This is a genomic window from Nocardia yunnanensis (assembly GCF_003626895.1).
GTDB lineage: Bacteria > Actinomycetota > Actinomycetes > Mycobacteriales > Mycobacteriaceae > Nocardia > Nocardia yunnanensis.
The window spans coordinates 7,055,891-7,082,545 of sequence record NZ_CP032568.1; the positions used below are offsets into that span (position 1 = coordinate 7,055,891).

The following is a 26,655-nucleotide window of genomic DNA, read 5'->3' on the forward strand; positions in this document are numbered from 1 at the left end:
CTCGCGTCCGGAAGGCCCGGTTCGCCGGGGTAGCGGGCGGTAGTCTGACTCCCAGTGCGTGCGCGGTTCGTCGCAGCGGAGGAGTGGTCGGATGACTGGCTTTTCGCCCGGGTTCCAGGGACGCCCCCGTCCCCAGAGTGACCGGCTACCGCCCGGCCAATATCTGGTCGAGGACTTCCCGGTGCTGTCGGCCGGGCCCACCCCGCGCGTGGATCTCGCGCGCTGGCAGTTCACCATCACCAACGAGACCGGCCGCCAATACGCCTGGAGCTGGCCGCAATTGATGTCGCTGCCGCAGGAACGCCCGCACGTGGACATCCACTGCGTCACCCGCTGGTCCAAACTCGACACCCGCTGGCAGGGCGTCTCCCTCGACAGCCTGCTCGAAAACGTCGAAACCCAAGCCGAATACGCGCTGATCTCCAGCTACGGCGGCTACACCACCAACCTCCCGCTCGAGGATCTGATGGACGGCCGCGCCTGGATCGTCCACACCTACGACGGTCAGGACCTGCATCCCGAGCACGGCGGCCCCGCCCGCCTGCTGGTCCCGCACCTGTACTTCTGGAAATCCGCCAAGTGGGTCAAGGGCATCCGGCTGCTCGATCAGGACGAACTCGGCTTCTGGGAGGCCGCCGGCTACCACGCTTACGGTGACCCCTGGCGCGAACAGCGCTACCAGGACGACTGATGCGCTGGCAGCCCGCCGAACTCGTCGCCACCCGCACCGAATCCGCATCGGCCCGCACCCTCGTCCTGCGCGTCCCCGGCTGGCCCGGCCACCGCCCCGGCCAGCACCTCGACGTCCGGCTGACCGCGCCCGACGGCTATCACGCGGAACGCAGCTATTCGCTGGCCGCGCCCGCGGACGGCGACCACATCGAGATCACCGTGCAGCGCGTCCGCGACGGCGAAGTATCCGGCTACCTCGTCGACGTCTTCCCGGTCGGCGCGTTCCTCGAGGTGCGCGGCCCGGTCGGCGGCTGGTTCGTCTGGACGCCCGAAACCGGGGGCGCGGCCGTGCTCATCGCGGGCGGCTCCGGCATCGTCCCGCTCGCCGCCATGCTGCGGGCCCGCCGAAAAGCCGTCACCGCCAACCCTTTCCGCCTCCTCTACTCCGTGCGCACCCCTGAGGACCTGCTCTACGCCGACGAACTGGCGGAACTGCGCCGCGCCGCCCTCACTCCGGCGGCGGACCCGATCGGCGAGGTCTGCTACCGCGGCGACCCCGAATCCGACGAGAACATCGACCTCTTCCTCGCCTACACCCGCACCGCCCCACCCGGCGACCCCCGCCCGCCGGGCCGCCTGACCCGCACCGAGATAGCCCGTCTCGCACTACCGCCCTCGCCCGCGGTCGCCTGCTACGTCTGCGGCCCCACCGCCTTCGTCGAATTCGCCGCCGACGCTTTGGTTTCCGCCGGCCACGCCCCCGCCATGATCCGCACCGAACGCTTCGGCCCGACCGGAGGGTGAGCCATGTCGACCCCCTACACCTACGCCGCGGCAACCCCCGGCGACCACTACCTCGACGGCAACGCCCTCGCCGGGTTGCTGTCGCAATTCCTCCCCGGCGACCCCACCCTCCACGAATGCCGCTGCCCCGCCTGCGGTTCCACCGAACCGCTGGCCCGAGCCCTGGTCTATCTGAACTGCCCCGGCACAGTAATCCGCTGCTGCCACTGCACCGCGGTAATCCTCCAACTCACCACCACCCCCACCGCCACGTACCTCACCTTCCCCGCCCACACCACCCTCCGCCTCCCACCCGACCGCTGACCGGCACACCAGCGAGGGCATTTGTCCGTTCCGGCCTCGCTGGTGTGCCACTCGACGGGCAGAAATGGCGATGCCCGCGTCGGGGGACGCGGGCATCGAGGGGAGTGGGGGGTCAGCGGCGGCGGATGGAGCGTTGGACGCCGCGCATTTTCGCGCCGGAGGGGAGGGGGCCCTTCGGGAGGGCGGGGCCGCCGCGGGTGGCCAGGGCCGAGAGGCGGCCTTCGATGAGGTCCATGCGCTTGGTGTCGATATTGCGGGGGAGCTTGGTGAGGTAGCGCTGGAGGTCCTTGATGGCGACCTGGTCCTTGTCGTTGCCGATCACGATGTCGTAGATCGGGGTGTCGCCGACGAGGCGCGAGACCTTCTTCTTCTCCTGCGCGAGCAGGGATTTCACGCGCTGCGGGGAGCCCTCGGCGACCAGGATCACGCCGGGTAGGCCGACCACGCGGTGCACGGCGTCGAGCTGGGTGGTGGCGGCGACACCGGGGGTGACACGCCACTTGCCCTGGAGGTTGTCCAGCACCCAGGCGGCCGCGCCGGCCTGGCCCTCGGCCTTGGCGTACACGTTCTTCTGCACGCGGCGGCCGAAGATGATGAAGGCGGCGAGCGCGCCCAGCAGCAGGCCGATCGGCAGCAGGAACCACTGCATGCCGAAGATCAGGCCGATCACCAGGAACAGCACGGTGATGCCGAGGAAGGCGCCGATCATCAGCGGCAGCAGGAGTTTGTCCTCCTTGCGCTGCATCTGGAACGCCTGCCACAACTGTTGGCGACGCTCCTTCGACGCCTGTTTGCGCGCCGCCTTCGCCGCGGCCTTCGCTTCCTTCGACGGATTACCGCCCTTGCCTGCTGCCATGAGGTCCAGCTTAATGGCCGGGTACGCCCGGTTCGCGACGGGATCACCAGCGTGGTGAGCGGTCGCTCGCGGCGTGCGCGGGACGGGGCCACAGCGGGGCGTCGATGCGGGCTTCGTCTCAGTCGCCGGGGAGCTCTTTGCACAAGCGCGCTTGGATCTGCTCTGCTGGATATAACCAGTGCCAGGCAAGCGAAGGGATCGGAAGGACATGCGGTCGACGGACCACTGGCCCGCCCCCGCCGGTCGCCGGACCCGGTTTCCGGCCACGGTCGCGCTCCTGCTGGCGATGGCCGCCCTGGCGGGCTGCGGCTCGCACAGTTCGGTCACCGAACCCGCCGCCTCCCTCGAGTCGGCCGCCCCTGCCGGCCAACCGCTTTCACGCTCGACGGCGCTGCTGTTCTCCGAGGCCGTCCTGCCCTCCCCGGCCGATGCCCGCGCCCTGCTCGACGCCCTCCCGGTGCAAGGCCGCGCCCCCACAACCGGCTACGCCCGCGACCGGTTCGGCGAGCCCTGGACCGACGATGTCGACGTCGCGGGCGGCCACAACGGCTGCGACACCCGCGACGACATCCTCGGCCGCGACCTCCAGGACGTGGCGTTCGAACCCGGCACTAACGACTGCGTGGTGTTGTCGGGCACGCTCAACGATCCGTACACCGGCAGAACCCTCGAGTTCGTGCGCGGCAAGGACACCTCGAACCTGGTGCAGGTCGACCATGTGGTGTCGCTGTCGGATGCCTGGCAGAAGGGCGCGCAGCAGCTGACCGCGCGTGAGCGCGCCAACTTCGCCAACGATCCGCGCAACCTGCTGGCCGTCGACGCGGCGGCCAACCGGCAGAAGGGATCCGGCGACGCCGCGTCCTGGCTGCCGCCGGAGAAGTCCTTCCGCAGCACCTACGTGATCAAGCAGATCACCGTGAAATCCGCCTATTCCCTGTGGGTGACGCCCGCGGAGAAGGACGCCATGATCCGTGTGCTCGACGGCCGCACCCACTGACCGTCCTCGAAACCGTTCGTGCTCGACGAACGCGTCATCAAGAAATGGAGTGAGACAGATGAACAAAGTCCTGGCCGCCTGCGGCCTGACCGCCGCCATCGCCGCTGCCCTGCTCGCGGTGACCGCCGCCCCCGCGAACGCCGAATTCACCACCGCCCCGGCCACTTTCGATACGGCCCCCGCCCAGATCCCGGTCGCCCCCTCCGACGACCCCGCCCCGATCCCCGCGGTTCCCGCCGCCACCACCGCCCGCGATCTGCTCGCGGGCGCCGGCCTGGTCGTCCCCGCCGCCGACCCCTACTACAAGAACTGCACCGAAGCGCGAGACGCCGGCGCGGCCCCCATCCGCAAGGGCGAGCCCGGCTACCGCCCCGCTCTCGACCGCGACAACGACGGCATCGCCTGCGAGTAGCAGCCCCGAGCCGCCGGATCAGTTCGCGCTCTTGCGAATCGATTCGGCCAGCTGGGCGGGCATGGCTTCGTGGCGGGCGTAGGCGCGGGTGAAGGTGGCCGCGCCGTGGGCGAGGGAGCGTAGGTCCACCGCGTAGCGGCTGAGCTCGAGTTCGGGGACTTCGGCGCGAATCATGGTGCGGCCGAGGCCCGCCGGTTCGGTGCCGAGGACGCGGCCGCGCCGGCTGGACAGGTCGCCCAGCACCGGGCCGACGTATTCGTCGGCCACCACCACGCGCACCGCGGAGATCGGCTCCAGCAGGCTGATGCGGGCGGATCCGGCGGCCTCGCGCAGCGCCAGCGCACCGGCCATCTGGAACGCGGCGTCGGAGGAGTCGACGGAGTGGGCCTTGCCGTCGAACAGCGTCACCCGCACATCCACCAGCGGATAGCCGGCGGCCACGCCGCGCAGGGCCTGCGCGCGCACGCCCTTCTCCACCGACGGAATGAACTGCCGCGGAACGACTCCGCCGACCACCTTGTCCACGAATTCGATCCCGGAGCCCTCCGGCAGCGGCGCGACCTCGATCTCGCAGATGGCGTACTGCCCGTGCCCGCCGGACTGCTTCACATGCCGCCCCTTGGCGGATGCCGTGGTCGCGAAGGTCTCGCGCAACGCCACCTTGTGCTCGATCACGTCGACCTGCACCCCGAACCGCGACCGCAACCGCTCGAGCGCCACCTCCCGATGCGCCTCGCCCAGACACCACAGCACCAGCTGATGGGTGTCGGGATTCTGTTCCAGCCGCACCGTCGGATCCTCGGCGACCAGCCGTGACAACCCCTGCGAGAGCTTGTCCTCATCGGCCTTGCTGTGCGCGCTGATGGCCACCGGCAGCAGCGGATCCGGCATCGCCCACGGCTCGATGATCAGCGGGCAGTCCTTGGCGGACAACGTATCCCCGGTCTCCGCCCGCGTCAGCTTGCTCACGCACACGATGTCGCCGGCGATGGCCTGCGGCAGCGGCCGCTGCTGTTTGCCGAACGGCGCGGACACCCCGCCCACGCGTTCGTCGGCATCGTGATTGCCGGTGTCGGCGGGCCCGTGCCCGCACACGTGTACGGTGTCGTCGGCGTGCAGAGTGCCCGAGAACACGCGCACCAGCGACAACCGGCCCACATACGGGTCGGAGGCGGTGCGGATCACCTCGGCCGCCAACGGCGCGGAGGGATCGCAGGCGACCGCCGAGGATTTCCCGCCCGAACCGGTCGCGAAGACGGAATGCTCTGCGGGCGTGGGGAATCCACGCGCGATCAGATCCAGGATCTCTACCGTGCCCAGCCCCTGCCGCGCACCTTCCGGCGGCGGGGCGGCGATCAGCACCGGATGAAAACTGCCGCGCGCCACCGCCTTCTCCAGATCGGCGACCAGCGTGGTGAGGTCGATTTCCTCGCCGCTGAGGTACCGGTCCATCAGGGTCTCGTCCTCGCTCTCGGCGATGATGCCCTCGATGAGCCGTCCGCGCGCCTCCTCCATCTGCGCGCGCTGTTCCGCGGAGACAGGGGTTTCGGTGCGCTCGCCGGTCGAATAGTCGTAGACGTGCTCGGTGAGCAGATCGATCAACCCGGTGACCTGTCGATGCCCGTCGGCGGCCTTCGGCCCGTACACCGGAAGATGCAGCGGCAGCATCGATTCCGATCGGCCGCCGCCCAGAATCTCCCGGCAGGTCTCGGTCATGTCCTCGAAATCGGCACGCGCGGTGTCCAAATGGGTGAGCACGATGGCGCGCGGCATCCCGACCTGCGCGCACTCCTCCCACAAAGCCAGCGTCGCCCCGCTCACGCCTTCCACGCCGGCGGCCGCGGAGAGAATGAAAAGGGCCGCGTCCGCTGCCCGCAGACCGGCCCGCAGCTCCCCGACGAAATCCGCGTACCCCGGGGTGTCGAGCAGATTGACCTTGAGCCGCTCCCACCCCATCGGCACCACCGACAACTGCACCGACCGGTGCTGCCGCTGCTCGATATCGTCGTAATCCGACACGCAGGTGCCGTCCTCCACCCGCCCCGCCCGCGGCACCGCCCCGGCGGCCACGGCCAGCGCCTCCACCAGCGTGGTCTTCCCCGACCCGCTGTGGCCGACCAGCACCACATTCCGTATATCGTCCGGCCTTTCGGCCACGACTACCCTGCCGTTGACACCTTGCGCCGTCGACGTTCGCTCGACCATGGCTCGCTCCGTGGGTCGATCAATGCGGTCCTTCGAGCTTCCCACCAGCACCGCGCACACGTCCACGAATCCACCGAACCGATTCCCGCGACGCGCCGCGGCCCCGTTCAGGCGCGTGGACAGCGAAAGGCCCGGACGAATCCGTCCGGGCCATCCGCGGGTGGTTTCTATCGTGTCAGGCTTTTGCCGCTCCGAAGCGCGCGAGCACGCTGGTGGCTTCCTGGGCGGCAGAGCCTTCCTCGGCCAGGTGCCGCATTTCCGGGGAGATCTCGCGGCCGTGGTGGCGCATGGCCTGGGCGTAGAGGCGGCCGGCGCGGTAGGAGGAGCGGACCAGCGGTCCGGCCATCACGCCGGCGAATCCCATTTCCTCGGCGGCCTTGGAATGCTCGACGAACTCCTCCGGCTTGACCCACCGGTCGACCGGGTGATGCCGCGGCGAGGGCCGCAGGTACTGGGTGATGGTGATGATGTCGCAGCCCGCCTCGTGCAGGTCGCGCAGCGCCTCGGTGATCTCCTCCGGGGTCTCGCCCATGCCCAGGATGAGGTTGGACTTGGTGACCAGCCCGGCCTCACGCGCGGCGGTGATGACCGCCAGCGACCGCTCGTACCGGAACGCGGGCCGGATGCGCTTGAACACGCGCGGCACCGTCTCCAGGTTGTGCGCCAGCACCTCGGGCCGCGACGAGAACACCTCGGCCAACTGCTCGGGCACCGCGTTGAAGTCCGGAATCAGCAGCTCGACACCGGTATTCGGATTGAGCGCCTTGATGGCGCGCACGGTCTCCGCGTACAGCCACGCGCCGCCGTCCTCGAGATCGTCGCGCGCGACGCCGGTGATGGTCGAGTAGCGCAGCCCCATGGCCTGCACGCTCTCGGCCACCCGCCGCGGCTCGTCACGATCGAGCGCGGCGGGCTTGCCGGTGTCGATCTGGCAGAAGTCGCAGCGCCGCGTGCACTGTTCGCCGCCGATCAGGAAGGTGGCCTCGCGATCTTCCCAGCATTCGAAGATGTTGGGACACCCGGCTTCCTCGCAGACCGTGTGCAGCCCTTCACGTTTCACCAGACCCTTGAGTTCGGTGTACTCGGGGCCCATGGTCGCGCGGGTGCGGATCCAGGAGGGTTTGCGCTCGATCGGGGTCTCGGCGTTGCGCGCCTCGATGCGGAGCAGCTTGCGGCCCTGGGGTGCGGCCGCACTCGTTGGTGTCGGGTTGTCGACAGAGGTCACTTTGTTCACCCTACGCTCGTGATCATTCGCCCTCGGCGGGCACTGCGGCGGGCACCACCGGGAACTGATCGGTCAGGGCCGCGGGCAGCGGCTCGGGGCATTCGGCCGCGGCGGCGGCGCAGCGGGAGATGGCGTGATCGGTCACCTTCAACTCGCCGTCGAGGGCGCGCGCGATGGCATCGGCCACCAGCGGCCGCACCTCCGCCACGGTGACGTCGCGGCCGAGTTCGCGGCTGAGCGTGGTCACGCCCGCATCGCGAATCCCGCACGGCACGATGGCGTCGAACCCGGCCAGGCTGGCATCGCAGTTCAGCGAGATCCCGTGCAGGGTGACCCCGCGCTGGACGCGCACGCCGATCGCCGCGACCTTGCGCTCGGGCAGCAACTCCGACTCCGGCACCCACACGCCCGAACGTCCTTCCACCCGACCGGTTTCCAGCCCGAGCTGCGCGCAGACGGCGATGATCGCTTCCTCGAGCCGTCGCACATAGGCGACCACGTCGACCGGTTCGGCCAGCCGCACAATGGGATAGCCGACCAATTGCCCGGGCCCGTGCCAGGTGATCTTGCCGCCGCGATCCACCTCGATGACCGGGCTGCCGTCCATGGGCAGATCCTGCGGTTCGGTCCGGCGTCCGGCGGTGTAGACGAAGGGGTGTTCCAGCAGCAGCAGCCGGTCGGCGCCGATCCCGTCGGCGCGCTCGGCCGCGATCGTGCGCTGTAGCTCCCAGGCTTCCTGGTAGTCGATGAGGCCCAGATTCTCGACGACGAGGGGTGTGCCGTCGAAGCGGGCGGATACCGCACGGGGTAACGGTGCGGTGGCCGTACTGCTCTCGCTCACGATTGCGACGTTACCCCTTCGCCGACCATGCGTTGCATGAGCGTCAAGTCCATCCAGCGCCCGAATTTGTGCCCGACTTCGGGCAACTGCCCCACGATCGTGAAGCCGAATTTCTCGTGCAGGGCGATCGACGTGCGGTTACTCGATTCGATCGCCGCGATCATGGTGTGCACGTCCGAGTGCTGCGCGCGCTCGAGCAGCGCGTTCATCAGCGCGGTCGCCACCCCGCGGCGCTGGAATATATCTGACACGTAGACCGAGTTCTCGACCGCGAACCGATAGCCCGACTTCGGCCGAAACTGCCCATAACTCGCGTACCCAGCCACCCGCCCGTCGATCTCGGCGACCAGCACCGGATGCCCGGCCCCGGTCCGCGTCGCGAACCACGCCTTGCGTTCGTCCAGATCGGCGAGCTCGGTATCCCAGATGGCGGTGGTCTCGGCGATGGCGTTGTTGTGGATCACCAGGATCTCCGGCAGATCGCTCTCACGCGCATCCCGAACCACGAGTTCGGACGGTCGATTGGTCACCGGCCTACGGTATCGACGCACCGGCTGTGACGTGCGTCGCGCCCACTAGTCCGCGTGCCCCACCGTCGCGGTCAGCGCGGCGCCGATCGTCGGATGCTGGAACCGGTACCCGGCCGCTTCCAGCGCGGTCGGAATCGCCCTGGGCCCGTGCAGGATTGCCTCTTCCGCGAACTCGCCGACGGCCAGCCGCAGCGCGAACGCGGGCACCGGCAGGGGAGTGGGCCGGTGCATGACCCGCCCGAGCGCCCGCGTGAACTCGGCATTGGTGACCGGCGCGGGCCCCACCATATTGACTGGGCCGCTGAGGTTTTCCTGCGTCAGCGCGTGCACGATCGCGCCGACCTCGTCCTCGAGGGAGATCCACGGCACGTACTGCCGCCCGTTGCCCAACCGCCCGCCGAGGCCGAGAAAGTACAGCGGATACAGCATTCCGAGCATCCCGCCGCCGCGCGCCAGCACCACCGCCGACCGCAACAGCACCGTGCGCACTCCGGCCTCGGCGGCCTGCTCGGTCGCGGCCTCCCAGTCCACGCACAGCCCGGCCAGGAAACCCGTTCCGGCGGGCGAGGTTTCGGTGACGACCCGATCTCCGCCCGCACCCCCGTAGTAGTGCACGCCGCTGGCGTTGACGAGCGTCGGCACTCCCGCGGCGGCGACCGCGGACGCGAGCACATCGGTCGGCACGATCCGGCTGTCGCGCAGCTCCTGCTTGTAGCTGCCGTTCCAGCGCCGCCGCCCGATGCTCGCCCCGCACAGATTCACCACCGCGTCGGCGCCGCGCAGCGCGCGCTCGTCCAGGTGCGAACGCACCGGGTCCCAGGTGAATTCGTCGCGGGCGTGGACGGGACGGCGCACCAGGCGGGTGACCTGGTGCCCGTCGCGGCGCAGGGCCGCGACGAGCGCCGTCCCGATCAAGCCGGAGGACCCGGCGACCACGACCTTCATGCGATTACAGGCCGAGATCGCCCTCGAACGCCGCCTCTTCCAGCCGGTGCTTGATCGTGGTCACGAAGCGACCCGCGTCCGCGCCGTCGATGAGGCGGTGATCGTAGGTGAGCGGCAGGTAGGCCATCGAGCGGATGCCGATGAACTCGTTGCCGTCATCGCTGATCACCATGGGGCGGCGCACGATCGCGCCGGTGCCGAGCTCGGCGGCCTGCGGCGGCACCAGGATCGGGGTGTCGAACAGCGCGCCGTTCGAGCCGATATTGGTGATGGTGAAGGTGCCGTTGGCCAGCTCGTCCGGCTTGAGGCCGCCGGTGCGCGCCCGGTTGGCGATATCGGCGATGGCCCGCGCCAGTCCGGCCAGCGACAGGTCGTTGGCGTTGTGGATGATCGGCGAGAGCAGACCCTGCTCGGTGTCCACCGCGATACCGAGGTTGACCACCTGGTGGTAGGTGATCTCCTTGGTCTCGGAGTTGTAGGACGCGTTGATGTTCGGGTGCACCGCCAGCGCCTCGATGACGGCCTTGGCGTAGAACGGCAGGTAGGTGAGGTTCACGCCCTCCCGCTGCTTGAACGCGGCCTTGGCGCGGTTGCGCAGGGACGCGATCTTGGTCATGTCGACCTCGTGCACCTGGGTCAGCTGCGCGGTGGTCTGCAGCGACTCGAGGGTCTTGCTCGCGGTGATCTGCCGGATGCGGCTGGCCTTCTGGACCGTGCCGGGCAGATGCGACAGCGACGGACGCGGCGCGGCGGCAGCGGCCGGGGCGGCCTTCGGAGCGGCGGCGGCGGGCGCGGCGGCAGCCGGCGCAGGAGCCTTCTTCGACTCCGCGGCCGCGAGCACATCCTGCTTGCGGATGCGGCCGCCGACACCGGAACCGGTGACGGTGGCGAGGTCGACGTTGTTCTCCGCGGCCAACTTTCGCACCAGCGGGGTCACGTACGGGCCGCCGTTGGAGGACGGCTCCTCGGCCGGGGTGGCCGCGGCCGGGATCGGCTCGGGCTTCTGGGCGGGAGCCTGCGCGGCGGGCTTCGGCGCCTCGGCGGCCGGAGCGGGCTCGGGAGCCTTGGCGGGCTCCGGGGCCTTCGCGGCCTCGGGCGCCTTCGCGGGTTCGGGGGCCGGGGCAGGAGCGGGCGCCGGGGCCGAGGCGGCGGGCGAGCCACTGCCGATCACACCCAGCTGACCGCCGACGGCGATCACGTCGTCCTCCTGCGCGGAGATCTCGAGCAGCGTGCCCGCGACCGGCGACGGGATCTCGGTGTCGACCTTGTCGGTGGACACCTCGAGCAGCGGCTCGTCCACGGCCACTTCGTCGCCGACCTGCTTGAGCCAGCGGGTGACGGTGCCCTCGGTGACGGACTCACCGAGCTCCGGCATCTTGACCGGGGTGCCGGAGGCGCCACCGGAGGAGGCGGGTGCGGCCGGCGCGGATTCCTGCGCCGGGGCGGGCGCGGATTCCTGCTGCGGGGCCGGGGCCTCCTGCGCGGGCGCGGCTTCGGGTTCGGGGGTGGAGGCCGGGGCCGGAGCGGAACCGGCATCGCCGATCACGCCGAGCTCTCCGCCGACCTCGATCACGTCGTCCTCCTGGGCGACGATCTTCACGAGAACGCCTGCGGCCGGGGACGGGATCTCGGTGTCGACCTTGTCGGTGGAGACCTCGAGCAGCGGCTCGTCGACCTCGACCGTGTCTCCTTCCTTCTTCAGCCACCTGGTCACAGTGCCCTCGGTGACGCTCTCACCAAGAGCCGGCATCTGGACGGAGAAGGTCATGTCCGTTGACTCCTCTGACTGCTCGTCGGGTTAAACAGTTCGTCTCTCAGCGGGCGTGGCACCGCGGGTCGCGGTGTCGTCCCGACGGCCACCGAAGTATCTGTGGCACCGGAGATCCGTGTTGGTTCTTGTTCCAGTCACCCATCCTTGCACTCGACGCGGTGCGGCGTGTCACAGGGCGGCGGTTGCGCCGACCTCTCCGTGTCGCGATCACCCGCGTGAGCGGGAAATGTCCCGGCGTGAGCCGACAGGGACGGGATGCCATGAGACGTATCACGTTTCCCCTCCTCGCTCTACTGAACGCCCGGTAACCGAGCCGGCGCACGCGATAACCACCGACTAGCCGACCGCGCGCCGCGCCTCCCGATTCCGCGATTTCCCCGTCGACTCGAGCCGCCTACTGAGGCGGTGCTGAGGGCGGCCTGTGGGCCTACTTAGGAGTCGGCCGCGCGGGTAGCGGGCGCGCCCGCGGCTGGGCAGTATCGAGATATCCGGCGGTGCGTATCCCTCCGGAGAGGAGGTTTCCGAATGGCTTTCCTGAATCTGTTCGGCCGCAACGGCAGCACCCGCCCGGGAGACGCCGACCCCGAAACCATGGCCCATCTGGCCGCCTGGACCCGAACCCATTACGGCGTCGAAGCTTTCGTGGAACCCCGCACCACCGTCTCCGACGTCACGGTCATCCTCATCGCCCACGACGGCGAATGGACCCGCCGCGTAGTAGGCGAACGCGGCGCCCATCGCCTCTCCACCACCCTGAACATCCCCGTCTACGACGCCCGCCGAGTCGGCTACCCCCAACGCCTCCGCGACTACGAATCCCGCCGCCGCATCCTCGAACGCCGCACCACCGAATGGCAACTGACCGACGACCCCCGTCCCTGACCCGGGCCCCAAGGCCGGCCAGACCATCTGACGACGGACGCCCACCACAGCCGCGAGCGTGGCGGGCGTTCGGCCTTTTTCACCGGGACCCGTGGCCACCGCTGTGCAGCAGCCTGCGAACGTCCGAACGCCGGTGGCTGATCCTTCCGATGGCGCAGCCGGTGCCCCTGATCAGCCGCCTGACGACAAACGCCCGCCGCCGCGGTGTGCGGGGCGGGCGTTGATGCCGGACCGTACTACTCGGCCGCGATGTCTTCGAGGGTGCTGATCAGGGTGCGGACCGGGACGCCGGTGCCGCCCTTGCCGATGTAGCCGAAGGGGCCGCCGGTGTTGTAGGCGGGGCCGGCCACGTCGAGGTGCGCCCACTGGACCGACTCCGGCACGAACTCCTTCAGGAACAGGCCGGCCGAGAGCATGCCGCCCCAACGGTGTGGCGCGACATTGGCCAGATCCGCGACCTTGGAGTTGATGTCGGCGCGCAGTTCCGCGGGAAGCGGCATGGCCCAGGCGTTTTCACCGATGGCCTGCGAGATGCGGGCGACGCGGTCGCGGAAGGCGTCGGTGCCCATGACGCCCGGGGTGCGGGTGCCGAGCGCCACCATCTGCGCGCCGGTGAGGGTGGCGACGTCGATGAGGTAGTCGGGTTCGTCCTCGCTCGCGCGCACGATGGCGTCGGCGAGGATGAGCCGGCCTTCGGCGTCGGTGTTGATGACCTCGACGGTGGTGCCGCCGTACTGGGTGAGCACGTCACCGGGCCGCTGCGCGGTGGCGGACGGCATGTTCTCGGCCATGGGCACGGTGGCGATCACGGTGAGCGGCAGGCTCAGTCGCGCCGCCAGCAGCGTGGTGGCGATGACCGCCGCCGCGCCGCCCATGTCGGAGGTCATGTTCTCCATGCCCGCCGCGGGCTTGATGGAGATGCCGCCGGTGTCGAAGGTGATGCCCTTGCCGATCAACGCCACCTTCGGGTCGCCGCCCGCGTAGGTGATGCGGATCAGCCGAGGCGGCCGCGAGGACCCCTTGCCGACGCCGAGAATGCCGCCGTAGCCCTGGTTTTCGAGTTCTTTCTCGTCGAGGATCTCCACGTGCAGCCCGGCCGCCTTGGCCAATTCCGCGGCGCGATTGGCGAATTCGCCGGGGAACAACTCGTTGGGCGGGGTGTTGACGAAATCCCGTGCGGTGGCGACGGCTTCGGCGACCGCCTGCGCCCGGAAAAGCTCCTCTTCCCCGAATCCCGCTTCGGGAACCAGCAATTCGATCCGCTTGACCGGCTGATCGTCGGCCTTCGGCGCGGACTTCGACTTGAACGTGCTGAACTGGTACGCGCCGAGGTAGAACCCCTCCGCCGCCGCACCCAGATCCAGCCCGGACAGCGTGGTGACCGCGGTCGCGACCCCGGTCAGCGCCCGTCCGGCCGCCCCGGCCGACTTGCGCACCTGCTCGGCGTCCACCTTGTCGGCCGCACCCAGCCCGACCGCCAGCACGAAATCCACACCCAGCCCGGCGGGCGCGGGCACCCGGGTCAATTCCTCACCCTTGCCCTTGGCCCCGACCGCCCGCAGCGCGCTCAGCAACGCGTCCCGGGTGTCCGCGTCGAGCACGTCCTCGAAGGCGTCGGCGGGCGCGAGCACCGGCCCGTCGTCCGACGAAGTGAGTCCGATGACGAGCACATCGGCTTCGCCGATGCCCTCGGTGCGTACCAGTTCCGGTCCGAGCGAACGATCTGCAACAGCTGTCATAGGAGCCCACGTTACTGGGCCGCTCACCCCGCGGCCGGTTGGGCGCGGAACGCGAGTGCTCGTGCTTCGAATCTCGATGAGCCGAGCCCGCCGGACGTCGTCAACAGTCCTCTACGTCCGGTTGGACCGTTTCCCGACCTGTCCCGCCACACGCGGAAATACCCTGGATTCCGACACCGCCGTCGGGCACGACCCTGCGGTGTCCCCACCTCTCCGGTGCCCGCGATCACACCCGCGCAGGGAGGTCTCCAGTGGCGAAGGCGAAGTTTCAGCGGACCAAGCCGCACGTCAATGTCGGCACCATCGGCCATATCGACCACGGCAAAACCACCCTCACGGCAGCGATCACCCGCGTCCTGCACGAGAAGCATCCGGACCTGAACCCCTTCACCCCCTTCGACGCCATCGACAAGGCCCCCGAGGAACGCCAGCGCGGCATCACCATCTCCATCGCCCATGTCGAATACCAAACGGAGAACCGGCATTACGCGCACGTCGACTGCCCCGGCCACGCCGACTACATCAAGAACATGATCACCGGCGCGGCCCAGATGGACGGCGCGATCCTGGTGGTCGCCGCCACCGACGGCCCCATGCCGCAGACCAAGGAGCACGTCATCCTGGCCCGTCAGGTGGGTGTCCCGAAAATGGTTGTGGCGCTGAACAAGTGCGACATGGTCGAGGACGAGGAGATCCTGGAGCTGGTCGAGCTCGAGGTGAGCGACCTGCTCAACGAGTACGAATTCGACGGCGACAACACCCCGATCGTGCGTGTCTCGGCATACCAGGCCCTGGAGAACCCGACCGGCGAATGGGGCGACAATATCGCCGAACTGCTGGCCGCCGTGGACGACTGGATCGACACCCCCACCCGCGAGGTGGAGAAACCGTTCCTCATGCCCATCGAGGACGTCTTCACCATCACCGGCCGCGGCACCGTCGTCACCGGCCGCATCGAACGCGGTGTGCTGAAGGTCAATGCCGAGGTCGAGATCGTCGGCATCCGCCCGAAGACCACCAAGACCACCGTCACCGGCATCGAGATGTTCCGAAAGCTGTTGGACGAGGGCCAAGCCGGCGAGAATGTCGGCCTGCTGCTGCGCGGCATCAAACGCGAGGACGTGGAACGCGGCCAGTGCGTCATCAAACCGGGTTCGGTGACACCGCACACCCAGTTCGAGGGCCAGGCCTACATCCTCTCCAAGGAGGAGGGCGGCCGGCACACCCCGTTCTTCAACAACTACCGCCCTCAATTCTACTTCCGCACCACCGATGTCACCGGGGTGGTGACCCTCCCGACCGCGGTCGAGATGGTCCTCCCCGGTGACAACGTCTCGATGGAGGTGGTGCTGATTCAGCCCATCGCCATGGAGGTCGGCCTCAAATTCGCGATTCGCGAGGGCGGCCGGACCGTGGGCGCGGGCCAGATCACCAAGATCCTCAAATAGCTCAGCCCATTTCTTCCAGCGACTTGCCCTTGGTCTCGGGCACCCACTTGAGCACGAAGGGAATCGAGAGCAGCGCGAAGGCGGTGTAGATGACGTAGGTGCCCGACAGGTTCCAATCCGCGAGGCTGGGGAAGCTGGCCGTGATGACCCAGTTGGCGATCCACTGCGCGGACGCGGCCACGCCCAGTGCGGCGGCGCGAATGCGGTTGGGGAACATCTCGCCGAGCAGCACCCACACGACCACACCCCACGACATCGCGAAGAACAGCACGAAGCAGTGCGCCGAAACCAATGCCACGATGCCCTGCGCGTGCGGCAGCGACACACTGCTGCCGGACCCGGACTTCGACGAGAACGCCCACGCCTCGAGCCCCAGCGAGATCGCCATGCCCGCGGATCCGATGAGCGCCAACGGTTTCCGGCCGATCCGGTCGACCAGCACCATGGCGATCACGGTGCCCACGATATTGATGATCGAGGTGGTGAAGGAGTAGAAGAACGAGCTCGACGGGTCGATGCCGACCGACTGCCACAGCGTCGCCGAGTAGTAGAAGACGACGTTGATACCGACCAGCTGCTGGAACACCGACAGCCCGATACCGATCCACACCACCGGCAGGAACCAGAGCTTGCCGCCCAGCAGATCCCGGAACGACGACTTGTCCTCTCGATGCATGGCCGTCTGGATCTCGGCGACCCGCTTGTCGAGCTGTCCGTGGTCGCCCTCGACCTCGGTGAGCACCTCCTTGGCCTTACCGATCCGCCCGATGGAGATCAGATAGCGCGGCGATTCCGGAATGGTGAAGGAGAACAGCCCGTACAGCGCGGCCGGCACCACCATCACCCCGAGCATCCACTGCCAGGCTTCGAGTCCCGCGATATGCCCGCGCTGCTCGTTGCCCGCCATCTTGAGGATCGCGAAGTTCACCAGCTGCGAGGTCGCGATGCCGATCACGATGGCCGCCTGCTGGAACGAGGCCAGCCGTCCGCGATACGCCGGCGGCGACACCTCGGCGATGTACGCGGGCCCGATCACCGAGGCCATCCCGATCCCGATGCCGCCGATCACGCGCCACATGGCCAGATCCCACAGCGCGAACGGCAGCGCGGAACCGATGGCGCTGCAGGTGAACAGCGCGGCCGCGATCCGCATGACCCAGATGCGGCCGATCCGGTCCGCGATCCGCCCCGCGATCGCCGCGCCCACCGCGCAGCCGATCAACGCGATGGCCACCACCTGCGCCAGGGTCGCCGACCCGATGTCGTATCGGTCGCGGATGGCCTCGACCGCGCCATTGATTACCGAGCTGTCATAACCGAAGAGGAACCCGCCCATGGCGGCCGCGGCGGCAATGAAGACGACATAGATGAGCTCATCCGCCCCCTCTCGTTCATTGCCGGGTGTTCGCGCTCCCACCGTTGCATTCACGCAGACTCCTTCGTCACGACTCGGAGCCTCGTGAGCCCGAGCCAACCACCTGGGCAGAACCGAGCTGACGCACACAATCCCGTCATTACGGCGCATTCCGACAATTGTTGCCGCACTATTGCTTGTCAACAGGTCTGCAACGCCGAACGGAAGGCGAGCTGTGCCAACACGGTTCGCGAAGGCGATGCCGGTGCTCGGTTCGCGCTGCCGGGCCCCGATACCGCCTCTCCACCGCGATACCCACAACCGGCGTCGGTCATCCGCGCGTCCGTTGTGTCGGAAAAGTGCAGGTAGAGAGGCGATTTGACTTTGGTTCGCGGCACCACGTAACTTATTCCAGGTCAGAGCGACACGGACACCGACCCGGAGCCCCAAGGGCCTGGGAAACGAGGTTGGACGAGGAGCGCCTGATGATCGAGATTAGTTCCACCGACCAGCGGATTTGGTTCCGCTGCGAGGACTGAGCTAAGCTTCACCAGCAAGAAACAAGCAGCCTCACCGACAAGCGGGACTAGAGCCCGGGCGTTGGTGTGTGCGTGTGTTCTTTGAGAACTCAATAGTGTGTCGATGAATGTCAGTGCCAAATATTTTATTTGGTTCCAATCATTCTCACCCCCGTGAGGGTGGTTGGACAATTATGTCAGCTTAATTTCCGAGCCCGCGACCAACTCCACCGCTCGGTCCGAAAGTTCTTCAGCCGCATCCAGAAGCTCCCCGGCCATGTCCGCGGCTACTTCCAAGCCCCACACACCACCTACGCCTCAACCATTTAGTTTCAGATCAATAATTCCAACATTGCCCAGCGGAGCGTAACCCCTAAGACCGTCGGCTCAGGGCTCCGTGGCAGGAATGCGGCCCACTCTGACACACTCCTCCTGTGTCAACTGAAAACAGACGGTGATGGCGCTGATGATCGCTCCCGACCTTCGTCGGAATCAACACTGTGGCCCTTCGACAATAATCCCATCATCTTTTGGTTCGGGGGCGAACTCCTCTCGCCCCAATTCGTGATTGACGGCCCAAGCGAACCTGGCATAGTCGTCACGCCAGGCATTGATCGCCGCTCCGGTGCCCTCGCACATGAGGTTCCAGGACTGGAGCAGATTCGGTCCTTGGTAGGCGTTTCCGGGAATTGGGTCGAAGAAGTGCGCGGTTTCCGGATGTTGTTTTACATATGCCTGTACTCGAAAATAGGCATCTTTGATCGGATCAGGCTGCGGCGCAGTTGTCGTCGTCGACTGTGCCGAACGTGGCTTTTCATCCGTACTGCACCCGACACAACCAAGTGTGGCCGCTATCAGTAGGACGCTCGCGAAAAACCTCATTTGGTCGCTCCCGGGGGAAGTTGCGCACTTTTCGGCGCGATATCGGACTCATCGATTTGTGCGTTATCGGCCGGTGAGGGTACCGGGAAGATGCTGCTATGCATCTGCTCGTTCATGTCGTGGGAGAACTTGCCGTACGCGTTTTCCCATGCGCTGAGTCCGGAGCCGTCTCCTGTGGCGACGTTTTGCCAGTCCAGCAGCGACCCCTTTCCTGGCTGATCAAAGTAATGAGCCTGCTCGGGATGCTGCTGGATATATCCTTGTGTCTGCAGATATTGGTCTCGAATGGCGTCGTTGCTGATGTCGGACTTGATGGAATTGAGCGCGGTAGAGACCTTGTCGTCGGGCAGGGGATGGGCGGGATCGGCCGGGTTGGGGATGACGTCGGCTTTTATGTAAGAGTCGACCGTGGCGGCGATCCCGCCAGCGACCGCGGCGGCGGCGGGGCCGTAGACCGGACCGCCGACGGAGCCTCCGGTGATGGCGGCGGCGGTCTGCACGACACTGGTCACGCCGTCCGCGAAGACACCCTTGTTTCCGTAACTCACGGCGGCCTGGTAGGCGCGCTCGGCCGCATGCGCGGTGATATCGGTGGTCAGCCCAGTGTTCATGGCTTGCTGCAGGCGACTGGCTTCGCCCTGCAGCGATATTGCCCTGTCGGGGTTCAAACCGGCCGCGTATTCGAGGGCATCGTGCCACTGCATGCCGGCGCTATTGATGGTCCGGGCAGCATCCGGGTCGGAGTCGAGCACTGCGAACATGTTGCTCAACTGGCTGGAATCCTTGTGTGATGGCAGGTCCAGTGGATGACCGGTGGCGTCGATCGGGGTGCTGTTGAGCAGATTGGCGTCCGTAACCCCGGCGAAGTTGCCCAGGTACGGCGACATACTGTTGGCGAGAGTTTGGGTGAGCGCCGGGTTGTAGGCGCCGAGGGGGTTGTCGGGGCTATTGAGGGCCGACTGGTTGTGCGAGTCACCGAGGATCGACGCGAGGCTGTATGCGGTTTCCCCGGCCTGGTTGTTGAGGAAGCTTCCCTTGGGCTGGGAGGCGTCGTCGCCGATCCATTTGAACATGTTCTCGGCGCCGTGCTGGTCCTTTGCCCACGGGTGCTCGAGGACGTCGAGTACATGCTGGTTGCCGAAGTATTTGCCGCCGTTGTCGCAGGTGACGTTCATCCGGTCGGCGGCGGCGCGGGCGTCGGGGTTGGAGCTTTTGGGGTCGGCGATGATGGCGTCGTGGACAGCGGTGTGGTCAACGACGGCGTTGTCCAGCAAACTGTTTGCCAGTTTTCCGACGTTTTCGTTGCCGATACTGAAGAACGCGTCCGGAGTCGCCGCACCGGCGAGTTCGGCGCCCTGCTTGATCATGCCGCGGTTGATGTCGGAACCTTGAATCGACTTGTCGCCGTGAGACATGAGGTCCCCGACTGCCCTCAGATCGTCCAAGTGTTCGACGTTGTGGGACCCGAACGGAATCGATTTGACCGGGTTATCGGTCAATGCCTTCTGAATGCTGTCGGGCAGCTGCTTCATGCCGCCGGTGTTCTTACCGTCGAGGTTGTGGATCTGGGGGTCGGAGATGATGCGGAGATCGTTGGCGATCGCGTCTTTCACTTGATCAGACCCGTTGCCTTTGAGCTTGCTGCCGAGCTGGTCGATGTCCTCGCCGGACATGTCGTTCATGCCCTGGGTGAACGCCTGCAGGTAAGGGTATTGGGGAAGGCCGACGGTGTCGCCGTTATTCAGTTCTTGCTTGTCGTAGTCGGACAGTGTGGTGGCCATGCGGATACGCGCCAGGGTCGCGTCATCGGCGGTGCCGTCCTTCACCGCCTGCAGGTCCTTGCGGGCTTGATCGGCGGTGAGTTGGTCGAGTTGATTGGTGGTCGGCTGTTGGATCTGGGTGGTGGTCAGATTCGCGAAGGCGTTGTTGACCGCGGTCATCGCGTCGTCGTCGGCGGTGCCGCAATCGGTGAGCGCGGCCTGGATCGCCTTCTGGTACTCCTCAGCTCGGTGCTCCAGGCCGGCCTGCAGGGTGGCCTTGTCGTCACCGGCGTACTGCAAGATCATCAGCATGCCGGTGCTGATCTTCACTTCACCGGTGTCGCTGACGGTGAAACCTGACCCTTCAGCGTCGGAAATCTTGTTCAGCAACGTCGTTTTGGCGTTCTGGATGGCGGTGGCCCCATTGCGCGCGGCGGTCGCACCGTTATCCAGCGCGGTTTTGACGGTCTTTGCGTCACCGTGGATTTCGTCATGCCGGTCGCGCATCGAGTCTCCGGCGTCACCGATCCAGTAGTGATGCGAGCCGTCGACCGAGCGCGCTGCCGCGTCCAGGGTGTCGCCGAGGGTCTTGGCCTTCTGCTCCCACTCTCCGGCCTGAGTGTTGAGTACGTCGGGATCCCACGCCTTCACCTGCGGGATGGTCGGCGTACCCATCAGACCGCGTCCCCCAGATTGGTGAACTTGTCGACCGACACGTCCTCGGTCTCGACGTAGGTGTTGGCACCGTTATGGGCGTGGGTATGCAGTGCGTCGTAGTGACCGGAGATGGCGGTGAACGCCCCCGCCGATCGCCGACGCCACCGCCGAGCAAGCGCCACCGACCGCCGTGTCTCCCAGACCCGCGGTGATCTGGTCGGACGAATCGTGGTCGGTCATGCCCCCGAGCGTGGTCGAAGCATCCTTGAACCCGGAGGCCAACGCGCGCACATGCTCCGGATTGACATCTAGTCGCCCACCCATGCCCTCAGCCCCCTTCGCCGCCGACACTGACCGGTCGGTGCAAGTGATGCTACAAACTTAGTCACGCGTACTTTACAACGCCGCCAGGACAACAGGCGGACTGAACAGGGGGCTTCCACCATGACAGATCCCGGTCACCCGAGTACCCGCCCCTTGCTGGACTCCATCGCCGACAACGCCGAAGGCCTACAGGCAGAGTTCAAGGCCCGCGCCGTCACCGCGTATTCAACGGACGGTTCGATAATGGTCGAGGTCAGTGCCGATGGCGCAGTGCGCAACTGGCAGTTGACCGGTGCCGACCAACACACTCGCCAGCTCGTCGCCAACCTGATCGAGCTCATTGGCCAGGCGCGTATCGGCGCACAACAGGCGATCCGCGCCGAGCTCGACGCGATCTCCGACCGCGACGATACGCGGGCCGCGCGTGACGCCGTCCGCGACGCCCTTGCCCGAACCACTGCGACACCGACACCGACACCGTCGGCCGCTCCTGCCGCAGACTCCTGGGATGAGGACTACTACGAGTACGAGTACCGAGGCAAGTCCCGCATCAAAGCCGACTAGCCAGACATTGACTGGCCCTTAGGATCTCGCCCGCACGGCAAGGAAGGGGCCAAAATTCATGTCATGGACTGGTTCATGAAACCTGCGCGCACCTACTCCGTCCGTGACGACGGGCGTGTGGAACTTCGGGTGATCCTCACTGTCGGCGATGACGCGCACGTGGTCACACCGTGGCATTCGGCGCGGCGACCGATGATCGTGTCGGCGGCCGAGATCGCCCTTGACTGCGACATGCCGGTCAACGAAGTGCCGGGCAGGGAACTGACAGCGGACGGGGATCAGAACGGCTTGCACGACTTTCGATTGGTGCACGATCCACGGCTTTGAATAGCCGGGGATTCGTCGCTATTCATCCGAGCCTGATTCACCTTCAACGAGAGTGGATTTCGGAGTTGTCATTTGTCACCCCCAACCGGACACTGCCCCTTGGCTCCTCAACCGATCGCGTCCCGTTCCGGTTAACTTCGTTAATCGAGGAAGTAGGCGTCGATCTTCTCATCGGAATCCAGGATCTCCTTCGAAGCCACGTCGAGTTCCACCGCCAGCTCGACTGATCCGACGAGCGCGACCTGCACGTCGGGCGAGAAGGCTCGTTCGAGCAGTCCGAGATAGTCCGACATGCTCTGGTCCAACTTTTCTAGAATCCCCTGGTACTCGGCGGCGAGTTGCTCGTCGAGTGTGCGCTGCTCGTCGAGGTAGCGCTTGATCAGCGCCGCCTCTCGTTTCGTCAACGACGATGCGACGGCTTTGTACATCACAGTGCCGACCGTGGTGCCGATGACGGCGCCGAGGATCGGAATGGGGATGGTCGCTTGGCCAACGAAAGAGGACAGCGCCCGGACCGCGGCCTCCAAGGTGATGAGCTCGGAGGTTTCGATGAACTCGAGTTCGTCGATTTCGTTGTGGCGGAGCTTGTTCGCTTGCTCGGCGATGCTGAAGGATGTGGTGACGATCGAGCTGGCGACGGCTGCGGAGGTCGCGGTGAGATTCGTGAGCGCGTAGATGCTCAGTCCTCGGACGCCGCCCTTGCCGAAATCTGAGCCGGTCTCGCCTGCGATGTCGATCCAGTCACGCCCGCTGAACTCATTGAGCCGCTTGCCTTCCCGACGCTTGGCGACCACTGCCAGTACGAACGTGGTCCCGCCCGCGGTTGCGGCGGCTGTGAGTGCGGCCGTGCCTCCTTCTCGCAGCGTCGGTCGACTGTGCTGGTGGGCGTGGTCGCGCAGGGACCGGTCCGTGGCGCGGAGCGAGTCCTTTTCCGCCGCCATGGTCGAGGTGTAGACACCGCGCTGCACCTGGTTGTACTCGAGCGTCGAGGGCTCGAGCGATTCGAACCCGACCGATCCGCCTTCGAAGAACACCTGGACCCGCTGCCAGTCTTTGAGGGAAGGTCCGTCGCCGCTGCGTGACAGCAGCTTGCTCGCTTCCTCGGGTGACAAGGCATGTAGCCGCTGGATCACCTCGAAGTGATCACGGGGGATCTGGTACTTCCCACCGTTGCGCACGTATTCGGGATATTTCTGGAGGTGCTCGGCGATCGCGCCCAGCGAGAAGCGGCCACCCGCTGCAACGAACTTCTGCTGGATCTCGACACTTCCGCGCATCAGGTCGACGGGTCCGTTGTCGTTGACCCACTGGTAGACGGCCTTGTGGCCGAGGATCTGCTGTCGTGCGTTGCCGATCCCGACCTCGGCGATCTCGGCGATGAAGCCGTGCATGCCGTGCTGCCCGCCGCGGTTGGCGGCGACCACCTCGACGTCGATCTTCCTGACGGCTTCATCGACACCGGCGAGCGCATCCCGAAGGTGCTCGTCGCGCTGTCTCAGCGCGCTCAGCAGGTTGTCTACGCGGAGCTGGTTGAGGTAGCTCACCCAGGAAGCAACGGCCTGCTCCTGGGTGTTCGTGATGAACTCGGCGGCGTCACTCACTGTCGGCATCCTGTTCGATGCGCGTGCTCAGCATGGTCGCGCACGACTTCGTGTTGTTCACCAACGCAGCGAGTGTCGACCGCTCGGCGGGGGCGAGCGTGTGGAAATCGGCGCGGAAGTGCACCAGCGCTTCGCCGTAACTCTTTACCAGCCCTTCGCGGAGCGAGGTAGTCCGCTGAAGGAGATCGTCGATCTGAGCATCCATGCCTTTGACGAGGGTGGTGTTGCGCTTGATCGCAGTCAGCGCTTCGTGTTTCGCCTCTCGATTCTCGAACTTCTTCTTCGCGAACAGAGCGATCGACGCGAGTAGGGTTGCGCCCGCAATGGTCCAGCCGATCGGGCCTGCCAGCGCGAGCAGTGTGGTGCCTGCCGCAGTGCCGCCGCCACCGGCGGCCAGCGCGCCGCCACCGAGCCACGCCAGTGCCGCCTGGCTGGCTGCCGCCCCGGAAAGGGTCGAGATCGCAGTGCCGGTCGAAGCCGTTCCGAAGGTCGTGGCGACCCACATCGCCGCCGACGGTGCCAGGCCCGCTACCGCGGTGCCCGCCGCGAACCCGGCGCCAGCACCGGCAGCCGACAACCGCGCCGCTTCCAGCTCTTTCTGAGCGAAATCCTCCGTGTGCAGGAACCGTTTCCGATGTACCTCGATCTCGTCGAAGTCGGTGTCGAATGATTTCGGGGTGTTGGCGATGCTGTTGACCAACTGCTCGACCAGCTCGATCAGGTCCGTCGAACGTTCACGCTGACGCAACAGCGACAGGCCCCTGTCGGCCATCGCCGTGAAGACCCCGTTGTACTCCGCTACGGCCACTTCGTAGGGGTCCGGCGCTTTCGAGGTCAGCTTCTCGACCCTGCCCTTGGCAACGTCCTTGATGTTACCGACCTGCCCGGCGAACTGCGATGAAGCGGTTCGCGCCGCCTTGCCGATACTGTCGACGGTCCCGCCGATGCCCTCCTTGGCGTTATCTACGTCGAGCTGTTCTACCATCGCACCCCCCTCCAAGACCGTTGCGGCTCAACAACGTAACGCAGAATATCGATTCGGCTCGTCGACGCGCACTTCTGGACACCGTTCCAACGGCGGCTACTCATCGAGTACATGGAGGACGAGAGCTGGCAGGATGCGATCGATGAGCTCGATCACCCCATGAGAGAGAAGCCATAGGACTAACCCGTGGAAACCTCCGCTACTGCCTGCGTTTACAAGGCTGTTCGTAGCGGCTCAGGGCGCGGCTGACCGAACGTACCATCATGCCTGCGGGCGTCCAGGGACGGTGTAGGTCGCTCTCTCGGAGTATTCGGTCGACGAGTTGGCCGGTGCCGCCGGGTTCCTGGGCTGTTATACCATGATGTCTGCATGGATCGACTACCGCGGGCCCAGCGTGAGGCTGACCTGATCGCATACTACGACAACGAGATTCGCCAACGCGCTGTACGCGAGTTGCCGCCACTGCGCGTGCTGCGCCGTTCCGAGTATCTGGGACTGCTGCATAGATAGGTGACAACTGATTTGGCTTGCCTTCGGGCGGGCTGGAAGGATGCCACCGTGCCCAAGCCCTACCCTCGTGAGTTCCGCGACGATGTCGTGCGCGTCGCGCGTAACCGCGACGACGGCGTGACCCTCGAACAGGTCGCCGCCGATTTCGGGGTGCACCCGATGACGCTGTCGAAATGGATGCGCCAGGCCGATGTCGACGAGGGCACCAAACCGGGCAAGACCTCGAGCGAGTCGGCCGAGTTGCGGGCCGCGAAACGCCGAATCCGGTTGCTGGAGCAGGAGAACGAGGTCCTCAAGAAGGCCGCCGCCTACTTCGCCCAGGCGAACCTGCCGGGAAAATGATCTACCCGCTCGTCCGCGAGCTGGCCGGAGACGGGATCCCCGTCACGGTGACGTGCCGGGTGCTGAAACTGGCCCGTCAGCCCTACTACCGGTGGCTCGACGACCCGGTCACCGACGCCGAACTCGAGGCCGCCTACCGCGCCAACGCGCTGTTCGACGCCCACCGCGACGACCCGGAATTCGGTTACCGATTCCTGGCCGACGAGGCCCGCTCCGCGGGCGAGCCGATGGCCGACCGGACCGCGTGGCGGATCTGCTCGGACCACGGCTGGTGGAGCGTGTTCGGCAAGAAACGGGGCGGCAAGGGCCGCCCCGGCCCGCCCGTCCATGACGACCTGGTCCAGCGGAACTTCCGCGCCGATGCCCCAAATCGATTGTGGCTGGCCGATATTTCCGAACATCGCACGGTGAGGGCAAGCTCTACATCTGCGCGGTCAAGGACGTCTATTCCAACCGGATCGTCGGCTACTCCATCGACTCGCGGATGAAATCGACGTTGGCCGTCCGCGCGCTCAATAACGCGGTGGCCCGCCGCGGTGAGGTGGCCGGCTGTATTCTGCACACCGACCGCGGTTCGCAATTTCGAAGCCGAAAGTTCGTGCGCGCCTTGACTCGTCACGGCATGGTCGGGTCGATGGGCCGTGTCGGCGCGGCCGGTGACAATGCCGCCATGGAGAGCTTCTTCGCGCTGCTGCAGAAGAACGTCCTCGACCGCCGATCTTGGTGCAGCCGTGAGGAATTGCGCATCGCGATCGTCACCTGGATCGAGCGAACCTACCACCGCCGCCGACGCCAGACCGCCCTCGGTCGTTTGACGCCGGTCGAATACGAGACCATCATGACCCCACCGGCCAGTCAGGCCGCGTGACCGAACCTGTCACCTGATCTTGCAGCAGTCCCTTTGGCGATCTGACGGTTACGGCCGTTCCCGGTTCTCGGCTGGTGACTTCTAGAGAAGGCTGCTGCCTCGAAGTTTTGGGTGAGCGTGGCGAATTTCGGCAGGTGGTCTGCCCTTCCCTTCATACCAGGCAAGCTCTGTCGATCCGAAGGGACGTCCCTCATGTTCACGATCTCGCACCGGCGCGTGCCCGCCGACTTCGACGCCGGTGGTCTTCTACTTGCGCTGAGCGTCGAAGAACTTCGCTCGGAGCATGGCGATGGTTGGTTCCCCGCTGTCCCTGCCCGGGTAGTGGGCCGCCGC

24 protein-coding genes and 1 pseudogene are annotated in these 26,655 nt (G+C 66.7%); 11 read left to right on the forward strand and 14 right to left on the reverse strand.

Going from position 1 to position 26,655, the window contains the following annotated elements:
• Positions 1–91 precede the first annotated feature (91 nt).
• Genes D7D52_RS33005 through D7D52_RS33015 form a run of 3 tightly spaced genes read left to right on the forward strand, consistent with a single transcriptional unit; the run spans position 92 to position 1,779 of the window.
• A complete protein-coding gene (locus D7D52_RS33005) occupies positions 92–691 on the forward strand; it encodes a sulfite oxidase-like oxidoreductase (protein ID WP_120742704.1) in 600 nt (199 codons plus the stop codon).
• Positions 691–1,476, forward strand: a complete 786-nt coding sequence (locus tag D7D52_RS33010; protein ID WP_120742706.1) for a ferredoxin reductase — start codon at positions 691–693, stop codon at positions 1,474–1,476. Before D7D52_RS33005 ends, D7D52_RS33010 begins: the two co-directional genes overlap by 1 nt.
• A 3-nt stretch (positions 1,477–1,479) precedes the next feature.
• Complete coding sequence (locus tag D7D52_RS33015) at positions 1,480–1,779, forward strand: DUF6510 family protein (protein WP_120742708.1); 300 nt, start codon at positions 1,480–1,482, stop codon at positions 1,777–1,779.
• Between the two features lie 112 nt (positions 1,780–1,891).
• Here D7D52_RS33015 and D7D52_RS33020 read toward each other — a convergent pair whose 3' ends face one another.
• On the reverse strand, positions 1,892–2,635 hold the full coding sequence (locus D7D52_RS33020; protein WP_120742710.1) for a DUF4191 domain-containing protein: 744 nt from the start codon (positions 2,633–2,635) through the stop codon (positions 1,892–1,894).
• 208 nt (positions 2,636–2,843) lie between these two features.
• Here D7D52_RS33020 and D7D52_RS33025 point away from each other — a divergent pair, with 208 nt between their 5' ends.
• Positions 2,844–3,632 (forward strand): HNH endonuclease family protein, encoded by a 789-nt coding sequence (locus D7D52_RS33025; protein ID WP_222932720.1) that lies wholly within the window; start codon positions 2,844–2,846, stop codon positions 3,630–3,632.
• 58 nt (positions 3,633–3,690) lie between these two features.
• Complete coding sequence (locus D7D52_RS40055; RefSeq protein ID WP_120742712.1) at positions 3,691–4,044, forward strand: excalibur calcium-binding domain-containing protein; 354 nt, start codon at positions 3,691–3,693, stop codon at positions 4,042–4,044.
• A gap of 18 nt (positions 4,045–4,062) precedes the next feature.
• Here D7D52_RS40055 and D7D52_RS33035 read toward each other — a convergent pair whose 3' ends face one another.
• The 6 genes from D7D52_RS33035 to sucB form a co-directional block, all read right to left on the reverse strand.
• Positions 4,063–6,249, reverse strand: a complete 2,187-nt coding sequence (locus tag D7D52_RS33035) for an elongation factor G-like protein EF-G2 (RefSeq protein WP_120744653.1) — start codon at positions 6,247–6,249, stop codon at positions 4,063–4,065.
• Between the two features lie 175 nt (positions 6,250–6,424).
• Positions 6,425–7,474: a lipoyl synthase gene (gene lipA, locus D7D52_RS33040; protein ID WP_120744655.1), complete on the reverse strand. Its 1,050-nt coding sequence runs from the start codon at positions 7,472–7,474 to the stop codon at positions 6,425–6,427.
• A gap of 22 nt (positions 7,475–7,496) precedes the next feature.
• Positions 7,497–8,315: a lipoyl(octanoyl) transferase LipB gene (lipB, locus tag D7D52_RS33045; protein ID WP_120742714.1), complete on the reverse strand. Its 819-nt coding sequence runs from the start codon at positions 8,313–8,315 to the stop codon at positions 7,497–7,499.
• Positions 8,312–8,845 carry a GNAT family N-acetyltransferase gene (locus D7D52_RS33050; protein ID WP_120742716.1) on the reverse strand — a complete coding sequence of 178 codons (534 nt, stop codon included), beginning with the start codon at positions 8,843–8,845 and terminating at the stop codon, positions 8,312–8,314. The genes lipB and D7D52_RS33050 overlap by 4 nt, the downstream gene beginning before the upstream one ends.
• A 45-nt stretch (positions 8,846–8,890) precedes the next feature.
• Positions 8,891–9,790: a TIGR01777 family oxidoreductase gene (locus tag D7D52_RS33055; protein ID WP_120742719.1), complete on the reverse strand. Its 900-nt coding sequence runs from the start codon at positions 9,788–9,790 to the stop codon at positions 8,891–8,893.
• 4 nt (positions 9,791–9,794) lie between these two features.
• Complete coding sequence (sucB, locus tag D7D52_RS33060; protein ID WP_120742721.1) at positions 9,795–11,558, reverse strand: 2-oxoglutarate dehydrogenase, E2 component, dihydrolipoamide succinyltransferase; 1,764 nt, start codon at positions 11,556–11,558, stop codon at positions 9,795–9,797.
• A 528-nt stretch (positions 11,559–12,086) separates the two neighbouring features.
• On the opposite strand from sucB, the gene D7D52_RS33065 reads away from it, so the two are divergent.
• A complete protein-coding gene (locus tag D7D52_RS33065; protein WP_120742723.1) occupies positions 12,087–12,443 on the forward strand; it encodes an oxidoreductase in 357 nt (118 codons plus the stop codon).
• 236 nt (positions 12,444–12,679) lie between these two features.
• Here the strand turns inward: D7D52_RS33065 and D7D52_RS33070 are convergent, their stop codons facing one another.
• On the reverse strand, positions 12,680–14,182 hold the full coding sequence (locus tag D7D52_RS33070) for a leucyl aminopeptidase (RefSeq protein ID WP_120742725.1): 1,503 nt from the start codon (positions 14,180–14,182) through the stop codon (positions 12,680–12,682).
• Between the two features lie 251 nt (positions 14,183–14,433).
• On the opposite strand from D7D52_RS33070, the gene tuf reads away from it, so the two are divergent.
• Positions 14,434–15,630, forward strand: a complete 1,197-nt coding sequence (gene tuf, locus D7D52_RS33075) for an elongation factor Tu (RefSeq protein ID WP_120742727.1) — start codon at positions 14,434–14,436, stop codon at positions 15,628–15,630.
• A gap of 1 nt (position 15,631) precedes the next feature.
• Here tuf and D7D52_RS33080 read toward each other — a convergent pair whose 3' ends face one another.
• The 4 genes from D7D52_RS33080 to D7D52_RS38245 all read right to left on the reverse strand — a co-directional run bounded on the left by D7D52_RS33080 (position 15,632) and on the right by D7D52_RS38245 (position 20,983).
• The gene (locus D7D52_RS33080) at positions 15,632–17,059 is read right to left on the reverse strand and encodes a sugar porter family MFS transporter (RefSeq protein ID WP_246023478.1); all 1,428 of its coding nucleotides are present in this window, start codon (positions 17,057–17,059) and stop codon (positions 15,632–15,634) included.
• 935 nt (positions 17,060–17,994) lie between these two features.
• Complete coding sequence (locus D7D52_RS38240; RefSeq protein WP_162958711.1) at positions 17,995–18,384, reverse strand: hypothetical protein; 390 nt, start codon at positions 18,382–18,384, stop codon at positions 17,995–17,997.
• Complete coding sequence (locus D7D52_RS33085; RefSeq protein ID WP_120742731.1) at positions 18,381–20,819, reverse strand: WXG100 family type VII secretion target; 2,439 nt, start codon at positions 20,817–20,819, stop codon at positions 18,381–18,383. The genes D7D52_RS38240 and D7D52_RS33085 overlap by 4 nt, the downstream gene beginning before the upstream one ends.
• On the reverse strand, positions 20,819–20,983 hold the full coding sequence (locus D7D52_RS38245) for a hypothetical protein (protein WP_162958712.1): 165 nt from the start codon (positions 20,981–20,983) through the stop codon (positions 20,819–20,821). Before D7D52_RS38245 ends, D7D52_RS33085 begins: the two co-directional genes overlap by 1 nt.
• 295 nt (positions 20,984–21,278) lie before the next feature.
• On the opposite strand from D7D52_RS38245, the gene D7D52_RS33090 reads away from it, so the two are divergent.
• Both D7D52_RS33090 and D7D52_RS33095 read left to right on the forward strand, forming a co-directional pair.
• Positions 21,279–21,689, forward strand: a complete 411-nt coding sequence (locus D7D52_RS33090; protein ID WP_120742733.1) for a hypothetical protein — start codon at positions 21,279–21,281, stop codon at positions 21,687–21,689.
• Positions 21,690–21,752: 63 nt separating this feature from the next.
• Positions 21,753–22,016, forward strand: a complete 264-nt coding sequence (locus tag D7D52_RS33095; RefSeq protein ID WP_120742735.1) for a hypothetical protein — start codon at positions 21,753–21,755, stop codon at positions 22,014–22,016.
• A gap of 140 nt (positions 22,017–22,156) precedes the next feature.
• Here D7D52_RS33095 and D7D52_RS33100 read toward each other — a convergent pair whose 3' ends face one another.
• On the reverse strand, positions 22,157–23,617 hold the full coding sequence (locus D7D52_RS33100) for a hypothetical protein (protein ID WP_120742737.1): 1,461 nt from the start codon (positions 23,615–23,617) through the stop codon (positions 22,157–22,159).
• Positions 23,610–24,602: a hypothetical protein gene (locus tag D7D52_RS33105; protein ID WP_120744656.1), complete on the reverse strand. Its 993-nt coding sequence runs from the start codon at positions 24,600–24,602 to the stop codon at positions 23,610–23,612. Before D7D52_RS33105 ends, D7D52_RS33100 begins: the two co-directional genes overlap by 8 nt.
• Positions 24,603–24,653: 51 nt before the next feature.
• Between D7D52_RS33105 and D7D52_RS40490 the strand changes: the two genes are divergently transcribed.
• Together D7D52_RS40490 and D7D52_RS33115 are read left to right on the forward strand one after the other, a co-directional pair.
• A complete protein-coding gene (locus D7D52_RS40490; protein ID WP_425464700.1) occupies positions 24,654–24,779 on the forward strand; it encodes a DUF2789 family protein in 126 nt (41 codons plus the stop codon).
• A 381-nt stretch (positions 24,780–25,160) separates the two neighbouring features.
• Positions 25,161–26,322 (forward strand): annotated as a pseudogene (locus tag D7D52_RS33115) (IS3 family transposase).
• Positions 26,323–26,655 lie beyond the last annotated feature (333 nt).